Origin of the sequence: Ferranicluibacter rubi, from assembly GCF_011603255.1 — a bacterium.
Lineage (GTDB): Bacteria > Pseudomonadota > Alphaproteobacteria > Rhizobiales > Rhizobiaceae > Ferranicluibacter > Ferranicluibacter rubi.
On record NZ_JAANCM010000026.1, the window covers coordinates 1 to 15,366 of the forward strand.

17 protein-coding genes are annotated in these 15,366 nt (G+C 64.7%); 8 read left to right on the forward strand and 9 right to left on the reverse strand.

Annotated features, from left to right (window positions below):
• The 3 genes from G8E10_RS25330 to G8E10_RS25340 all read right to left on the reverse strand — a co-directional run.
• Positions 1-1,936, reverse strand: a 1,936-nt coding sequence (locus tag G8E10_RS25330) for a DUF2207 domain-containing protein (protein ID WP_167131187.1), incomplete at its 3' end; no start/stop codon positions are given.
• 4 nt (positions 1,937-1,940) lie between these two features.
• Positions 1,941-3,242 (reverse strand): 3-phosphoshikimate 1-carboxyvinyltransferase, encoded by a 1,302-nt coding sequence (aroA, locus tag G8E10_RS25335; RefSeq protein ID WP_167131189.1) that lies wholly within the window; start codon positions 3,240-3,242, stop codon positions 1,941-1,943.
• A 32-nt stretch (positions 3,243-3,274) separates the two neighbouring features.
• Complete coding sequence (locus G8E10_RS25340) at positions 3,275-3,826, reverse strand: LemA family protein (RefSeq protein ID WP_110726744.1); 552 nt, start codon at positions 3,824-3,826, stop codon at positions 3,275-3,277.
• A gap of 485 nt (positions 3,827-4,311) precedes the next feature.
• On the opposite strand from G8E10_RS25340, the gene G8E10_RS25345 reads away from it, so the two are divergent.
• The gene (locus G8E10_RS25345; protein ID WP_165910600.1) at positions 4,312-4,467 is read left to right on the forward strand and encodes a hypothetical protein; all 156 of its coding nucleotides are present in this window, start codon (positions 4,312-4,314) and stop codon (positions 4,465-4,467) included.
• Positions 4,468-4,471: 4 nt separating this feature from the next.
• Here G8E10_RS25345 and G8E10_RS25350 read toward each other — a convergent pair whose 3' ends face one another.
• A complete protein-coding gene (locus G8E10_RS25350) occupies positions 4,472-5,449 on the reverse strand; it encodes a glycine--tRNA ligase subunit alpha (RefSeq protein ID WP_167131191.1) in 978 nt (325 codons plus the stop codon).
• Between the two features lie 98 nt (positions 5,450-5,547).
• Here G8E10_RS25350 and G8E10_RS25355 point away from each other — a divergent pair, with 98 nt between their 5' ends.
• Entirely contained in the window at positions 5,548-5,829 is a 282-nt protein-coding gene (locus G8E10_RS25355; protein ID WP_281517813.1) for a ribbon-helix-helix domain-containing protein, read from the forward strand.
• The gene (locus tag G8E10_RS25360) at positions 5,826-6,155 is read left to right on the forward strand and encodes a type II toxin-antitoxin system RelE/ParE family toxin (protein WP_167131193.1); all 330 of its coding nucleotides are present in this window, start codon (positions 5,826-5,828) and stop codon (positions 6,153-6,155) included. The genes G8E10_RS25355 and G8E10_RS25360 overlap by 4 nt, the downstream gene beginning before the upstream one ends.
• Before the next feature lie 153 nt (positions 6,156-6,308).
• On the opposite strand, the gene G8E10_RS25365 is transcribed toward G8E10_RS25360, so the two are convergent.
• The 4 genes from G8E10_RS25365 to G8E10_RS25380 all read right to left on the reverse strand — a co-directional run bounded on the left by G8E10_RS25365 (position 6,309) and on the right by G8E10_RS25380 (position 8,531).
• Positions 6,309-6,494 (reverse strand): NfeD family protein, encoded by a 186-nt coding sequence (locus G8E10_RS25365; RefSeq protein WP_110726750.1) that lies wholly within the window; start codon positions 6,492-6,494, stop codon positions 6,309-6,311.
• Positions 6,495-6,534: 40 nt separating this feature from the next.
• Positions 6,535-7,401 (reverse strand): S49 family peptidase, encoded by an 867-nt coding sequence (locus G8E10_RS25370; RefSeq protein WP_167131195.1) that lies wholly within the window; start codon positions 7,399-7,401, stop codon positions 6,535-6,537.
• An 86-nt stretch (positions 7,402-7,487) separates the two neighbouring features.
• The gene (locus G8E10_RS25375) at positions 7,488-8,291 is read right to left on the reverse strand and encodes a tRNA1(Val) (adenine(37)-N6)-methyltransferase (RefSeq protein WP_281517814.1); all 804 of its coding nucleotides are present in this window, start codon (positions 8,289-8,291) and stop codon (positions 7,488-7,490) included.
• 15 nt (positions 8,292-8,306) lie between these two features.
• The gene (locus G8E10_RS25380; RefSeq protein ID WP_110799895.1) at positions 8,307-8,531 is read right to left on the reverse strand and encodes a putative signal transducing protein; all 225 of its coding nucleotides are present in this window, start codon (positions 8,529-8,531) and stop codon (positions 8,307-8,309) included.
• A gap of 109 nt (positions 8,532-8,640) precedes the next feature.
• Between G8E10_RS25380 and G8E10_RS25385 the strand changes: the two genes are divergently transcribed.
• From G8E10_RS25385 to moaB, 4 genes are all read left to right on the forward strand, one after another.
• On the forward strand, positions 8,641-9,657 hold the full coding sequence (locus G8E10_RS25385) for a polyprenyl synthetase family protein (RefSeq protein ID WP_132711268.1): 1,017 nt from the start codon (positions 8,641-8,643) through the stop codon (positions 9,655-9,657).
• A gap of 247 nt (positions 9,658-9,904) precedes the next feature.
• Positions 9,905-11,743, forward strand: coding sequence for a tetratricopeptide repeat protein (locus G8E10_RS25390; protein WP_167131197.1), 1,839 nt, complete (start codon positions 9,905-9,907; stop codon positions 11,741-11,743).
• Between the two features lie 27 nt (positions 11,744-11,770).
• The gene (locus G8E10_RS25395; RefSeq protein ID WP_167131219.1) at positions 11,771-12,709 is read left to right on the forward strand and encodes a 4-(cytidine 5'-diphospho)-2-C-methyl-D-erythritol kinase; all 939 of its coding nucleotides are present in this window, start codon (positions 11,771-11,773) and stop codon (positions 12,707-12,709) included.
• Positions 12,710-12,721: 12 nt separating this feature from the next.
• The gene (moaB, locus tag G8E10_RS25400) at positions 12,722-13,258 is read left to right on the forward strand and encodes a molybdenum cofactor biosynthesis protein B (RefSeq protein ID WP_167131199.1); all 537 of its coding nucleotides are present in this window, start codon (positions 12,722-12,724) and stop codon (positions 13,256-13,258) included.
• Positions 13,259-13,456: 198 nt separating this feature from the next.
• Here moaB and G8E10_RS25405 read toward each other — a convergent pair whose 3' ends face one another.
• Entirely contained in the window at positions 13,457-13,969 is a 513-nt protein-coding gene (locus G8E10_RS25405) for a glycosyltransferase family protein (RefSeq protein WP_167131201.1), read from the reverse strand.
• Positions 13,970-14,192: 223 nt separating this feature from the next.
• On the opposite strand from G8E10_RS25405, the gene G8E10_RS25410 reads away from it, so the two are divergent.
• Entirely contained in the window at positions 14,193-15,350 is a 1,158-nt protein-coding gene (locus G8E10_RS25410) for a PA0069 family radical SAM protein (protein WP_132663721.1), read from the forward strand.
• The last annotated feature ends 16 nt before the right edge of the window (positions 15,351-15,366 follow it).

The window sequence follows — 15,366 nt, forward strand, 5'->3', positions numbered from 1 at the left end:
AGCCGGAACTGGAGCTCTTGGGCGGTGGCGGAAGCGACGACTGCATGGCGCCCGCCATGGAGCCGGCAAAGCCGCCCATGCGATCGCCGAACCCACCATAGCCACCGGCGCCCGCATACCAGCCCGGCGCATAGGCAGCAGCCCCGGCGGCCGCGGTGGCGAGCCACGCGTCGAAGGTCTTCGACCAGGGCTTTTCCACACCCAGCGCCACCGCATAGGGCAGCAGGGTTTCATAATGTCTCGGCGACATGGTCGGCGCGCCGGCCATGTTCATGCGCTCCTGCTCGGCCAGAGTGAGGTACTGCCGCAGACCCGCGATATGCGCCGACATCTTCGCGCCGACCGGGGTGGGCGCGCCCATGAGGAACAGGAAGACGAGGTTGACGAGCACGATGCCGCCGATGCCGGCGAGCAGCGGCAGCTGGTGCGTTTCCACGGCCTCGAACGCGATGGAGGCGATGAGGCCGCCGAAGACGGTAACGCCGATGAAGCCGAAGACCGACACAGCGACGATGCCGGCGATGCGCCCGGCAAGGCTCGACTTGCGTCGGACGGAGCGGCCGAAGACGGCAATGAAGATGGCGACGAACACGGCGATGACGACGGGCACGAGGACGATGGCCGCACCGGCATCGTCGAGCGTTCCGAGCACGAGGATCGCCAGGATGAAGGCGACGGACAGCGCGATGCCGGCGATGATCGCGCCGATATTCGCCTTGTAATATTTGCCGCGATGCTCGCTTTCCATCGCCTTGCGGAAGGCTTCGCCCGCCTTCTGGACGGCGGGGCCGTTTTCGCGATCGATGACCAGTCGACCGTCGGCATCCTCGACGGCGCGCAGCAGGGCGGCTTCGCCTGTCGGCAGCTTGTCGGTCGCGGCCTTCTTGCCGGTGGCGGCGATGACCAGCGCCTTTTCGAGGTCTTCCAGCACGACGCGGCCGGTGACGGCGAGGTTGAGCGCGGCCGCCGAAATCGCGGTCCAGCCGCCATCGGCAAAGCCGCGATTGTCAATGTAGTTGACCAGCGCCGGCGAGGCGTTTTCGGGCGGGTCCCATCGCGGCACGACGACGCCGCCATCCGGATCGCGCCCGGCGCGCCGCCAGATCCAGCCGTAATAGGCGGCGACAACGAGGAGGCCGACGCCGGCGAGGATCGCGGCCATGTTCTCCTGCCACCAGGCCGCCCGCAACTGCGCCTCGCTCGGCGGTGCGATCACGCCCTTCTTCAGGCTCATGACGATGGTCAGGCCTTCCTGGGGCCCGAGCGGTCGCGTGGTGTGGAACGTCGCGCCGTTGCCAGCCGTGGCGCCGCGCGCGAACTTATCCGTGGAGCCATAGGCACCGGTAAAGACATTCAGCGCCTGCGGCCGCGCGCCGCCCGGCAGGAGCACGGTGGCGCTCGCCTCGTCGATCGGAAAGGCCCAGCCGGTGCCCGTGACGTTCCAGTAAAGCTCGTCATGGTCTTCGAAATAGCGGATCTGGCGGTCGGTCGTGTAGGTCAGCGCAAAGGTGTGGACGCCGTTCGGCAGGAAGACATCCTTGTCACCAGTATAGATACGGATGCCGCCATCGATGTTTTCGGTGCGCGACGGCTCCGATTCACCGTCGCGCTCGACCGAGATCAGCTGGAAGCCGACGCGGTGCGTGCGGCCATCGTCGTCGGTGAAGGTCAGCGGAAAATCGCGATAGATGCCGCGCTTGATCAGGTCGCCTTCGGCGATCGCGCGGATCGTCTCGGTGACCGTCAGGGTGCCGTCCCGGGCGACGTCGATCTGCGAATCATAGGAGAGAATGCGCTCTTCGGCTCTCACGAAACCGGCTGTGATGCCGGCGAGGAGAAAGAGGGCGGTGAGAACCGCGATCAGCCGCGATGCACCTTCCCTCTGCGCCTTCTGCGCCAGCGAGCCCTGCCAGATCGTGGTTCCCGCGCGCTTCATCGGATCACGCCGACCGGACGGTCATATCGACGCCCAGCGAAGCGAGCGCATCCCAGTAATCCGGATAGGTCTTGCCGACGCAATCCGGATCGAGAATGGCGATGCCGCCGATCTTCAGGCCTACCAGCGCAAAGCTCATGGCGATGCGGTGATCGGCGAAGGTGTCGATCTCGGCCGGCAGGGTCTGCCCGGCAAGGCCGGGATCCGAGGCGACCAGCAGATCGTCGCCCTCCTCAGAGGCAAGCCCGGCGCGGATGTTCGTCAGGCCGAGCGAGAGCGCGCGCACGCGATCGCATTCCTTGACGCGCAGGTTGGCGATGCCGGTGAAGCGGACCGGCGTTTCGTTGAAGGCGGCGAGAACGGCGAGCGTCGGCACGGCATCCTGCATCTGCGACCCGTCGATGACGGCGGGGAGATGCGGGAATTGCGCGATGACATCGTAGGCGCGGGCATCCGGCTGCGAGAAATCCGCCGTGGGGACGCCCAGATCGATGCGGCCGCCGGTCAGCTTTTCCATCGCCCAGAGATAGGTGGCGGCCGACGCGTCGGGCTCGATGCGGAAGTCGGTCGCGGTGTAGCCCGTCGGCCAGACCCGCCAGACGGAGGACGAGGCCTGCTCGACGCGGGCGCCGAACGCGCGCATGGCGGCAAGCGTCAGGTCGATATAGCCGCGCGCACCGATCTCGTCGCCAGCCAGCACGATTTCGAGCGGCTCGACGATGTCATCGGATGGCGCAGCACCGGCCGCGGCCATCAGCAATGCGGAGACATACTGGCTGGAGAGGCCGGCATCGATCTCGACCCGGCGACCGGGAATGCGGCCCGTGCCCGTGACGGTGACCGGCGGGCAGCCGGTTTCGGCAGAGAGCACGACGCCGAGAGAGCGCAGCGCCTCGACCAGTGGCGCAATCGGCCGCTTGCGCATGTGCTGGTCGCCATCGACAACCACGGTGCCATCGACGAGGGCGGCGGCGGCCGTGAGGAAGCGGGTGGCCGTGCCGGCATTGCCGAGGAAGAGCGGTTCGGAGGGGGCCGTCAGCCGGCCCGTGCCGGTGACGACGAAGGTTGTCGGGTCGGGCTCGCGCACCTCGACGCCCATGGCGCGCAGGGCCTCGGCCATATAGCGCGTATCGTCGCTGCGCAGCGCGCCCGTCAACCGGCTGGTGCCATTGGCAAGGCCCGCGAGCAGCAGCGCGCGATTGGTGATCGACTTCGAGCCGGGCGGGCTGACGGCACCCTCAAGCGGGTGCGACGGCGGCGTGATGGTCACGGATTTCTGGGTCGAGGTCTTCTGGGCATGGATCATGCGACTGTCTCTTGTGATCTTTTCGGCGCGGCTCAGAACTTGATCGCGGGAACCGCGCGGTCGGCTTCGCTGGTGATCTCGAAATAGGGTGCCTTGGAGAAGCCGAGCGGACCGGCGACGAGGTTCGACGGAAAACTCTCGACCTTGACGTTCAGGTCGCGTGCGGCACCATTGTAATAGCGGCGCGACATCTGGATTTCGTCTTCGGTGCCCTCGATCGACGCCTGCAGTTCGGAGAAATTCTGGTTGGCCTTGAGGTCGGGATAGGCCTCCGCCAGGGCGAACAGCTTGCCGAGCGCCTGGCCGAGCATGCCTTCCGCCTGCGCGCGCCCCGCGACATCGCCGGCCGGGACCGCCTGGGCGCGGTTGCGCAGGTTGACGATCTCTTCGAGCGTGCCGCGCTCATGCGCCGCATAGCCCTTGACGGTTTCAAGCAGGTTGGGGATCAGGTCGGCGCGGCGCTTCAGCTGCACGTCGATGCCCGACCAGGCCTCTTCCTTGACGTTCCGCGCCTTGACCAGCCCGTTATAGACCAGGACGAGATAGCCGGCGACGACAGCCAGAATGACGAGACCTGCGATCATTTTCTCTCTCCCCAGATGCCACGCATCTCGATGTGCGCGACGAAATACACGGAACACGCGGGCCGAACCGGACCTTTAGCCCTGCCGGCCCGCATCTCCATAGCGTGCTTTTACCCCGCTGCCCACTGCCTTACAGGCCGGGACAAGGCTCTGGAGCCGTCCTTTCACCGGAAATGATGGGCGATTTGTCAGGATTGGCGTCAGCCTCGATCCGGCTTAACCTGCCATGATGGATGTCACGATGACGACGCACTGCCGATCGATGGCGCGCGGCATCTTCCGATTTCCAACGCCGGACCTTGGCGGATACCTCGATCGAGGAGACCGCTCGTTTCGGCACCCGTCCGACGTTGCAGCGCCTTCGCGCTGCCGGGTGTCATGGATGTCTCGCTGTCGCGATGCATCGGCACCGACCTGTCGGCAATGACGGCCTGACAAACCTCATTCGGAAGCTATGGCTTCCTCAAGACAAGGAGACCGTGACCATGACGCTTCTCGCCATCATCGCCCTGTCCGCCGTGATGCTCACCGGCATCAGCCATCTCGTCGCGCTGCGCGGCGAGCGGAACCGCTTCACGCCGCGCCTGCTCGACAGCGCGCCGCTCAATATTCACCGCCCCATCCGTTCCTGGCAGGACTGAACGTTCAGGCAGCGGCCGACGCTGCCGCAAGGTTGACGCCGCCGGCATCGGTCATCAGGAAGGCTTCACCGCAGGCCTTGGCCAGCGTGCGCACCCGCAGAATATAGCTCTGGCGCTCCGTCACCGAGATGACGCCGCGGGCATCCAGCAAGTTGAAGACATGGCTGGCCTTGATGCACTGGTCGTAGGCCGGGAACACGCACTTGTGCAGAGCGAGGTTGGCGTTGTCCCCCGGTGCGCTATCCCCGGGTGCGCCGGCCTTCAGCAAGGCCAGGCACTCGGCTTCCGCATCGATGAAATGCTGGTGCAGCATCGTGGTGTTGGCATATTCGAAATTGTGACGTGAATATTCCTGCTCGGCCTGCAGGAAGACGTCGCCATAGCTGATCTTCTCCGCACCCTCGCGGCCGTTGAAATTGAGGTCGTAGACATTGTCGACGCCCTGAACATACATGGCCAGCCGCTCGAGGCCGTAGGTGAGTTCGCCGGACACGGGCGAGCATTCGATGCCGCAGACCTGCTGGAAATAGGTGAACTGCGAGACCTCCATGCCGTCGCACCAGCACTCCCAGCCGAGACCCCAGGCGCCGAGCGTCGGGCTTTCCCAGTCGTCCTCGACGAAGCGGATATCGTGCAGCAGCGGATCGAGGCCGATGGCGGCGAGCGAGCCGAGATAGAGCTCCTGCAGGTTCGACGGGTTCGGCTTCAGGATGACCTGATACTGGTAATAATGCTGCAACCGGTTGGGGTTTTCGCCGTAGCGCCCATCCGTCGGGCGGCGCGAGGGCTGCACATAGGCGGCCCGCCAGGGTTTCGGCCCCAGCGCCCGCAGCGTCGTCGCCGGATGGAACGTGCCCGCGCCCACTTCCATGTCGTAGGGCTGCAGCACCGCGCAACCCTTGTCGGCCCAATAGGCGTGCAGGGTCAGGATCAGGGCCTGGAACGAGCGCTTCGGGTTCATGTGGTCAGGCAGGTCGGTCATGACAGATCAATCGCTGGTGATATATTATGGAGACCGGACGAGTGCCACGGGCGGCGACAGGGGTCAATGTTTAAGGTATGTTGGTTGCGGGATTTGCGATGGAGACGCCGATGAATGTCAAGATGACCGTCACCTTGCCGGACCATGTGCTGCACTATGCCGAGCGGCTGGTGGAGGAAGGGCGTTACCCCTCGATCGACAGCGTACTGGCGGCAAGCCTTGAAGACATGATGCAAAGCCATGAGAACGATCCGTTGACCGGCATGGCCGACGAACTGCACCGCCGGATGGCGTTGCCGCGGGACCAGTGGATAGCAATGGATGAAGATGATCTCTTCGATCGCGTGCGCGAACGCCTTGCTGCCCGTTCGCGAGGATGACGGGCCAGTATAGCATCCTCTACCTGCCGGAAGCCGTGCGGGAACTCGTCGATATCCATGACATGATTGCAGCTTATGTCGGAATCGATATCGCAGGACAAAAGCTCGCCGACATCGAGGCGGTCACGAAGAGCCTTGCGGAGATGCCCTACAAGGCTCCGATCCGTGACGGCTTCCCCTCCGGGTTACGCACCATTCCCGCCGGACAGAAAGCCGTCATCTGCTTTATTGTGGACGAGGAAGAACGGACCGTCCAGATCGTCGCCATCAGCTATGCGGGATCGGACTGGATGTCGAAGGCCAGAGACCGGTTAGAGCCTTTCTAGTAGACACAGGTTCACCGGAAAGGCTCCGGGCTAATGTTTGCCGAATTGTCCAATGCCGAAGCGATTCCGCTCCGGCTGGAGACGCTTTATAGCTGGTGGGCGAAGACTACATGCCTGCGTATAGCCTTCACAACGTCATCACGCTCAATTGCATCAATCCTGCTTGAGCCGATATTCCCCCGTCGCCGGATCCTTTACCAGCGTGCCCTGCGAGCCAGTCTGCTGCTGCTTGCGGACGCGTTCGCGCTGGCGGGCGAGGCGTTCGGCGTCGAGCACGAACTTGCGGTAGCCGAACCAGGCGATGGCGGCGACGATCAGGAAGAGGATGAGTTGCGGCATCTTGGGTTCCAGCGGGAGATGAGGCGCGACCTTGTTGCTTTCAAAGGCCGAACCGGCCCCATAATGCCTTTTCTTCTGCCGCTTCGGCAAGACCTGCGACGGCGGAAAGGGCGAGGCCGCTGCCGATGCCTGCTGCAAGGCCCACGCCGGGCTGGCGGCGGCCGAGCAGGCCGCGCGATGCGCTGACCAGACGCAGCTCCGTCTTTTCGCCGTAGCGGCGCTTCAGTTCGCCGCGCATGTCGCCAAGGCCATCGACAAGGCCGAGGGCGCGGGCGCGCTCGCCGGTCCAGAACAGGCCGGAAAAGATTTCGGCGTCATCGGTGAGCAGATGCCCGCGCCGGGCTTTCACCATGCCGGTGAAGACGCCGTGGATTTCCTGCTGCAGGCTTTTCAGATAGGCGACGTCCTTCTCCTTCTCGGGCTGGAACGGATCAAGCATCACCTTGTTTTCACCGGCCGTGTAGATGCGGCGCTCGATGCCGACCTTTTCCAGAAGTTCCGTGAAGCCGAAGCCGCCGGAGACGACGCCGATGGAGCCGACGATGGAGGTGGGATCGGCGATGATTTCATCACCGGCGAGCGCGATCATATAACCGCCGGACGCCGCCACATCTTCCACGAAGACGAGGACGCGCTTGTTCTTTTCCACCGCGAGATCGCGGATGCGCTGGTAGATCAGCCGCGACTGGACGGGCGAGCCGCCCGGCGAATTGATGGCGATGGCGACCGCCGGCGCTTCCTTGTCGGCAAAAGCCCGCTCGAGAAGCGAGCCGACGGCGGAAATGTTGAGCATCGGCCGGAACGCGCTGCCGCCCGCCATGATGGCGCCGTGCAGGCGAACGACGGGGATCGTCACACCCTGCTTGCGAAAGCGCTTCGGCAGCAACCTCTTCATAAAACCGGCCAAGTCCGTCTCCTTATCGTGAACATCTCTGCCGGATGTAGGAATTGCCGCTGGAGACACAATGGCATGCGGGGGGCATCACGGTAAATTCAGCGCCGGGCGTGGAAGGTGCGGCCGTTGTTGAGGTCGTCGACCTCTTTCAGAAAGGCGTGAGAGCCCTCCCCGTGCATGACGAGCGGCGCGCGCAGGGTGAGGCGCGCGCGCGACTGCTTGATGCCCGTCAGGAGAATGCGCACCGCATTTTCGCCGGCCCGCGGCAGGAGTGGCGTGATCTCCAGACCGCCGAACCGGCGCCCGCAGGCCGCCATGATCTCGCCGATCGATTCCGGTCGCGCAATCAGCGACAGCTGGCCCCCGGGTCGCAGGATCGCGCCGGCCGTGCGGATCCAGGCGTCGAAGAGCCCGTCGCTCATGGCATGCGCTTGCGCCTTCAGCGCATCCGGCGTCCGGCGGTCGGCGCCGTTGTTGAAGGGCGGGTTCATGACGACATGGTCGAAGACGTCGCTCGGCAGGCCGGCCGCGATTCGGGCGCGACCGGTCAGCGCGACATCGGCCTCCAGGACGTCGAGACGATCCGCAAAAGCGGCGTTTTGCGGCAGGGCAATGCTGCGGCGGGCGAATGTCGCCATTTCCGGCGCGCGCTCCACGAGCAGGACCTGCGCGGAGGGCACGCGGACGGCCACCGCCATGCCGGCCGCACCGGCGCCGGCACCGAGATCGGCAACTTTCACGCCCCCCCGGCGCGTGTCGGGCACCAAAGCGGCAAGCAGCATGGCGTCCATGCCGGCGCGATGGCCGCGGCCGAGCGGCTGGACGAGGTGGAATCGTCCGCGGTGGAAACTGTCGACGGTCTCGCCGGCGGCATCCCGATCCATGGTCGTCTCAGGCGTCATGCGTGCCCCCGCCGCTCATGGATCCCGCAGTTCCGCCGCAAGGCCCGCATCCGACAGGATGCCCCTCGCCTCGTCGGCGCGCTCGCCCTGCACCATCAGGCGGCGCGGCAGCAGGCCGAGCGAACCGTCGAGAATGCTCATGCCCTGATCGGCAATGAAGCAGATAATGCCGGCGTCGCGCATCAGACTTTCGGCGAAAGAGAGCACGACGGCATCGTTGGTACGGATCAATTCTTTCATCTGTCTCGCTTTTTCCCCATTCGTCAGTGGCTTGGGACAAATCGCCACTTGCCGCGAAAGCCACCCCTTTCTATTCTCAGAGGAGTAGCTTGAACAGGAGTGCTTCGCCTTGGGCGTCGTGATACCGCTGGAAGACGGCAAGAACAAACAGGCCTCGGTGCAGCCGCTGGTCGATCTGACCAAAGCCGACATGGAGCGGGTGAACCAGCTGATCCTGGCAAAGGCCGGGTCGGATGTCGAAATGATCCCCGAGGTCGCCAACCATTTGATCTCGTCAGGCGGCAAGCGGCTCCGGCCCATGCTGACGCTCGCCTCGGCCGCCATGTTCGATTTCAAGGGCGATGCGCATGTGAAGCTGGCGACCAGCGTCGAGTTCATGCACACGGCAACGCTGCTGCACGACGATGTGGTGGACGAGAGCGACCTGCGGCGCGGCAAGTCCACGGCACGGATGATCTGGGGCAACCAGGCGAGCGTGCTCGTCGGCGACTTCCTGCTCGGCCAGGCCTTCCGGATGATGGTCGAGGTCGGCTCGCTCGATGCGCTGGACGTTCTCTCCACTGCTGCATCGGTCATCGCCGAGGGCGAGGTGCTGCAGCTCTCCGTCGCCAAGAACATGGAAACGACGGAGGATGACTATCTCTCCGTCATCCGCGCGAAGACGGCGGCGCTGTTTGCGGCGGCGGCCGAAGTCGGCCCGATCGTCGCCAAGACCGATCGCTCGGCCCGCAATGCGCTGAAGTCCTACGGCATGAATCTCGGCCTCGCCTTCCAGCTGGTCGACGACGTTCTCGACTATGGCGGCAAATCGGCCGATCTCGGCAAGAATGTCGGCGACGACTTTCGCGAGGGCAAGATCACCCTGCCGGTCATCCTGTCCTATCGCCGGGGAACGGCGGAGGAGCGTGAGTTCTGGAAGGACGCGATCGAGGGCGGCAATGCTACGGACGAGAACCTGGAACACGCCATGGGGCTCATCACGCGCTACGGCGGCCTGACCGACACGATCGCCCGCGCCCGGCATTACGGCATGATCGCACGCGATGCGCTGGCGCCCCTGCCCGCCTCGCCGTGGAAGGATGCGCTGCTGGAGGTCATCGACTTCTGCATCGACCGGGTGAACTGACGCCGGCTGCAGACCGTAGGGATCTGGATGGCAAAGGCAATTTTGTGAGGCTTTGCGCCAAAAAAGCCATTCTGTCTTGCCAAGCCTGCCGCAACCAAGGGTGATGCTTTTCGAGACTCGGCAAACCCGGGTTTACCGAGGGCAAACTCGGCTGGACGCAATTCCGGTTCTGCGCGGACTGCGTTATCACTACAGAACTGATTCCGGTTAGGCGCTTGCGCGGCGCATCCGAAACGAAAGGCTTGTCATGCGGCAAAAACATATTCTTCGGATGCTCACCAGCGTGGCGTTTCTGACGCTTGCCGGCATCGTTTCGGGCCCGGCCTTCGCGCAGGAGGCCAAGGCTCCGGTCGCCAAGGCCGAAGCGGAAACCGCAAAGCCCTTCGACGTCAATTCCGTCAACAGCTTCTCCGGCTCGTTCCTTGCGGCGCGCACCGCGGACGTCGATCACGATCTCGACACCGCGACCAAGCTCTACCGCACGGCGCTGGAATTCGAGCCCGACAATGTCGAGGTCAAGCAGCGGCTGATGATCACCTCGCTGATGAACGGCGACTTCCCCGAGGGCGTGAAGATCGCGACGCAGCTGAAGGACGATGATTCCGTCGAGCGGATCACCACCGTCGTGCGCGGCGTCGATGCGATCCGCAAAAAGGAATTCCGCAACGCGGAAAAGATCCTGAAATATTCCGGGCCGAACGATCTGGATCGGATGATGAACGGCCTGCTGCTGGCCTGGGCGAAGGCCGGACAGGGCAAGCCCAAGGACGCCATCGCCATGATCCAGGAGATGAAGGGACCGGAGTGGTTCGCCATCTTCAAGAACTACCAGCAGGGCGCCATCGCTCTGGCGGCCGGCGACAAGCAGACCGCGCGCACCAAGTTCAACGAGGCCGTGACCGACCGCAATGGCGGCGGTGCTGCTCCCGATACGTTCATCCGCTCGGTGATCGCACTGGCGCGGCTGGAGGCGACGGACGGCAACAAGCAGAAGGCGCTCGACACGATTTCGCTCGGGCAGAGCTTCGTCAACAACTACGCGCCGCTGGACGCCCTTCGCAAGAGCATCGAGGATGGCAAGCCGCAGGAACAGCAGGTTCGCAATGCGAGCCAGGGGGCGGCCGCCGTGCTGTTCTCCGTGGGTGCCGCCCTCAATCGCGAGGGCGCGGAAGATATCGTCTCACTCTACCTGCAGACGGCGCGCGCGCTCGATCCCGACAGCGCCGACATCCTCGTGATGCTCGGCGGCATTGCCGAGACTCTGAAGAAGCCGGAGCGCGCCATCGCGCTCTACCAACAGGTGCCGCAGGGTTCGCCCATGCGCCGCCTGTCGGAAATGCAGCTGGGACTGGCGCTGGCCGAAGTCGGCAAGGTGGATGATGCGAAGAACCACCTGCGCGAGCTGATCGACCTCGATCCGAAGGACATCCGCAGCTATGTCGCCTATGGCAGCGTGCTTTCTGATGCCAAGGACTACAAGGAGATGGCCGTCACCTACGACAAGGCCATCGAGGTTCTCGGCCCCGTGCCGAAGCGCACCGACTGGTCGATCTACTTCCAGCGCGGCATCGCCTATGAGCGCCTGAAGGAATGGGAAAAGGCCGAGCCGAGCTTCAAGAAGGCGCTGGAGCTGAACCCCGACCAGCCGCAGGTGCTGAACTATCTCGGCTATTCCTGGGTGGACAAGAACATCAACCTCGACGAGGGGCTGAATATGATCCGCCGCGCCGTCGAGCTGAAGCCGGATGACGGCTATATCGTCGATTCGCTCGGCTGGGCCTATTTCCGGCTGGGACAGTTCGACGAGGCTGTGGCCGAACTCGAACGCGCCGCCGAGCTGATGGCCGGCGATCCCACGATCAACGACCATCTGGGCGATGCCTACTGGCGCGTTGGCCGCAAGCTCGAGGCCGTGTTCCAGTGGAACCAGACGCTGGAGCTGAAGCCCGAGGCAGACGAGATCCCGAAGATCAAGGCGAAGATCGAGAACGGTCTGCCGACTCTGGAGACGAAGGTTCCCGCCGCGGCCGACGCCGAGGGCAAGCCGAAGCCACCGGAATTGGCTGTGCCCGGCAAGAAGTCCTGATGCCGGCCCGTGCCTGACACCCTTGTCATGCCGGAGATCTTGAGCGCACCTGCTCCGGTGGATCAGGGTGCTGACGTGCCGTTGGTGCTCTTGGCACCTGCGAAGATCAATCTCGCGCTGCATGTCGTCGGCCAGCGTGCCGACGGCCATCATCTGCTCGAAAGCCTCGTGACCTTTGCGGATGAAGGCGACCTGTTGTCGCTGGCTCTCTCCGAGACCGACAGCTTCACCGTCTCCGGCCCGTTTGCCGGCGGCGTGCCGGTGGGTGCCGATGGCGGGCATGCCAATCTCGTGCTGAAGGCGCGAGACCTGCTGCGCACGCGGCTGACCATGCTCGGTCTGCCCTGCGGGCCAGTCGCCCTGCATCTGACCAAGAACCTGCCCGTCGCCTCCGGCATCGGCGGCGGCTCGGCGGATGCCGCCGCGACCCTGAGCGGGCTTCTGCGCCTCTGGGCACCTTCGCGGGACAACGATGTGGAAATCGACCTCGCCGCGCTCGGCCTCTCGCTCGGCGCCGACCTGCCAATGTGCCTGACCGGCCGGCCGCTGGTTGCGCGCGGCATCGGCGAGGCGATCACGCCGGTCATCAGCCTGCCGGCCTTTCCAGCCCTGCTGGTCAATCCCCGTGCTGCCGTTTCCACGCCCGCCGTGTTTCACGCGCTGCGCGACAAGACCAACCCGCAACTGACCCTTCCCGAACGGCTTGCCTCACCGGAAGACTGGATCGCTGCGATCGCCTCGGCGCGCAACGATCTGGAGCCGCCGGCTCTTTCCATCGCGCCCGTCATCGGCGCGGCGCGGGCGGCGCTCGCCGAGGCCGGCGCGGCGCTTGCCCGCATGTCGGGCTCCGGCGCGACGTGCTTCGGGCTCTTCCTCGACGTCGCGGCGCGAGACCGGGCGGCGGCGCGCATCCGCGAGGCTCATCCCGACTGGTATCTTCTGCCCTGCAACACCCTGGGAAGCTAAGGACGAACGGCTATGACGATCGACACGACACGCACCTTCGTGCCCGTTTCCATCGCGGTGCTCACCGTTTCCGACACCCGTACGCCGGAAACGGACAAATCCGGCGACACGCTGGTGGCGCTACTGACGGAGGCCGGCCATGGGCTGGCCGCTCGCGGCATCGTGCCCGACGACCGCGCCGCCATCGCCGGTCAGGTGACGGCCTGGAGCCTCGACCCCGAGATCGACGTCATCATCACCACCGGCGGCACAGGCTTTACCGGGCGCGACGTCACGCCGGAGGCGCTGGAGCCGTTGTTCGAGAAGAAAATGGACGGATTCTCCGCCATCTTCCACCGCATTTCGTATGAGAAGATCGGCACCTCGACCATCCAGTCGCGCGCGACCGGCGGCGTGCTCAACACCACCTTCGTCTTCGTGCTGCCCGGCTCGCCCGGAGCCTGCCGCGATGCCTGGGATGGTATCCTTAGCCAACAGCTCGATTTGCGTCACCGGCCCTGCAACTTCGTGGAGATCATGCCGCGGCTGGACGAGCATCTGAAACGGTGAGTGCGTGGGTGGATTTGGAAAGAAAGACCCTCTCTGCCCTGCCGGGCATCTCCCCCACAAGGGGGGAGAAGATCCTGGGCTGACGGCGCAATTCCATTAAAAGACGTCAGAGATACCCTGAGGGCGGGCCACGAGTCCTCTCCCCCCTTTTGGGGGAGATGCCCGGCAGGGCAGAGAGGGCCTTCCTTCTTCAAACCCTCAACGACCCGAAGCCCAAGCCGGCATAAGTTCGCTCGACAGGCGGTGCACGCCGCGGCGGGACACGAAATCGGCGAGCGTCATACCCGTCCGCGTCATACCGGCGGCCTGCGTGCGCTTGATCAGAAACCCCTGTTCCAGAACCGGGCTGCGCAATGCGAGACGTGCCAGAAGGGAACGGCGGTGCCGGCGGGAGGCCGAGAAGCAGGCGGGGCCGCGGCCGATGGCCATGTGCTCGGCGATCTCATCCACCCAGCGCCCGAGCGGCCGGGCACCCGGCTCGATCAGAAGCAGCCATTCGCCGCGTGCCGAGCGGATGACGTCGGCCATCTCCCAACTGGTGAGGAACCGCGCGCCCGCGGCATCGGCCACGCGGCCGGAGGCATCCTGCGAGCCGTGATCGAGGATGATCACGTCGCTGACGAGACCTTCCACAGCGCCGGCCACCAGCGCGGCCAGCGATTGCGCCAGCCTCGTCTCGCTATCGCGGGTTTCCATCAGGATCGTCAGCATGGCCGGTCGTACCGCATTGCACGCGGGAATGCCATAAAACCTGTGCGGAACGGAACAGTATCCCGTCATTCATGATGAATCCGGAGGCGTCGGGAACGCCGCAGTGACATTGCCAGTGCATTTGTTCTTGCATTGTTCTCTTTTTATGGTTACGACGAACGGAAGAGAGAACGACATGACGGTCCGGCGAAAACCGCACCGTCCATGTTCCCCGGAGTGTCCCATGAACGATCTGTCCCATGTGAGGCAGGGTGCATTTGCGCCCGGCAATCGGGCCGATGTGGCCGACGCACTGATGGTCGAAAGCGGCCTTCGCATCGAGGTGGACCGCCGTCGCGGCCGTGGCGCCGGGATCAACACCTCGGGAAGGTTCGAGCCTGTGACGCGCAGCACGGAGGACGACGGCTGGAACTCGCTGGAGGACCTACCGCCGTTCAAGACCGAGGTGCAGGTGGAGAAGCCGCGCACGATCATCGCCCGCAACGATTCGCCCGACATTCCGTTCGACCGCTCGGTCAATCCCTATCGCGGCTGCGAGCATGGCTGCATCTACTGCTTCGCCCGGCCGACCCATGCCTATATGGGCCTGTCCGCAGGGCTTGATTTCGAGGCGCGGCTGTTTGCCAAGCCCGATGCGGCCAAGCTTCTGGAGCGCGAACTGGCCAAGCCCGGCTATAAGGTGAAGCCGATCGCCATCGGCACGAATACGGACCCCTACCAGCCGATCGAGAAGGAATGGCGGATCATGCGCCAGATCCTGGAGGTGCTGAAGGCGGCGGATCACCCGGTCATGATCGTCACCAAATCGGCGATGGTCCTGCGCGACATCGACATCCTCGCGCCGATGGCGGAGAAGGGCCTTGCCCGGGTCGGCCTTTCGGTGACGACGCTCGACCGCAAGCTGGCGCGGCTGATGGAACCGCGCGCCTCGACGCCGGAGAAGCGGCTTGATGCGATCCGCAAGCTGTCGGAGGCCGGCATTCCCACCAGCGTGCTGATGGCGCCCGTGATCCCCGCGTTGAACGACCACGAGATCGAGCGCGTGCTGGATTCCGCCAAGGCGGCCGGTGCGACCGAGGCAAGCTATGTCCTTTTGCGCCTGCCGCTGGAGGTCAGCCCCCTCTTCCGCGACTGGCTGCTGCAACATTATCCGGATCGCTATCGCCACGTCATGTCGCTCGTGCGCTCGATGCGCGATGGCAAGGACTACGATGCCGATTTCACCAAGCGGATGAAGGGTGCGGGACCCTATGCCTGGCAGATCGGCCGCCGCTTCGACCTTGCCGCCAAGCGGCTGGAGCTGAACACCAACCGGCGGGCGTTGAACTGCGATATCTTCGTTCCCCCGCTCGGGACAGGCGTGCAGCTTTCGCTGCTCTGAGGCTGTCATCTTCGTT

Bases quoted from the DNA above. Each gene is read 5' to 3' on its own strand.
- G8E10_RS25360 (WP_167131193.1), top strand. From the start codon at position 5,826: ATGACGGGCCAGTATAGCATCCTCTACCTGCCGGAAGCCGTGCGGGAA.
- G8E10_RS25410 (WP_132663721.1), top strand. From the start codon at position 14,193: ATGAACGATCTGTCCCATGTGAGGCAGGGTGCATTTGCGCCCGGCAAT.
- G8E10_RS25405 (WP_167131201.1), bottom strand. From the start codon at position 13,969: ATGCTGACGATCCTGATGGAAACCCGCGATAGCGAGACGAGGCTGGCG.
- G8E10_RS25390 (WP_167131197.1), top strand. From the start codon at position 9,905: ATGCGGCAAAAACATATTCTTCGGATGCTCACCAGCGTGGCGTTTCTG.
- G8E10_RS25345 (WP_165910600.1), top strand. From the start codon at position 4,312: ATGACGCTTCTCGCCATCATCGCCCTGTCCGCCGTGATGCTCACCGGC.
- moaB (WP_167131199.1), top strand. From the start codon at position 12,722: ATGACGATCGACACGACACGCACCTTCGTGCCCGTTTCCATCGCGGTG.
- G8E10_RS25365 (WP_110726750.1), bottom strand. From the start codon at position 6,494: ATGCCGCAACTCATCCTCTTCCTGATCGTCGCCGCCATCGCCTGGTTC.
- G8E10_RS25395 (WP_167131219.1), top strand. From the start codon at position 11,771: ATGCCGGAGATCTTGAGCGCACCTGCTCCGGTGGATCAGGGTGCTGAC.
- G8E10_RS25375 (WP_281517814.1), bottom strand. From the start codon at position 8,291: ATGACGCCTGAGACGACCATGGATCGGGATGCCGCCGGCGAGACCGTC.
- G8E10_RS25350 (WP_167131191.1), bottom strand. From the start codon at position 5,449: ATGACCGACCTGCCTGACCACATGAACCCGAAGCGCTCGTTCCAGGCC.
- G8E10_RS25380 (WP_110799895.1), bottom strand. From the start codon at position 8,531: ATGAAAGAATTGATCCGTACCAACGATGCCGTCGTGCTCTCTTTCGCC.
- G8E10_RS25355 (WP_281517813.1), top strand. From the start codon at position 5,548: ATGGAGACGCCGATGAATGTCAAGATGACCGTCACCTTGCCGGACCAT.
- aroA (WP_167131189.1), bottom strand. From the start codon at position 3,242: ATGATCCATGCCCAGAAGACCTCGACCCAGAAATCCGTGACCATCACG.
- G8E10_RS25340 (WP_110726744.1), bottom strand. From the start codon at position 3,826: ATGATCGCAGGTCTCGTCATTCTGGCTGTCGTCGCCGGCTATCTCGTC.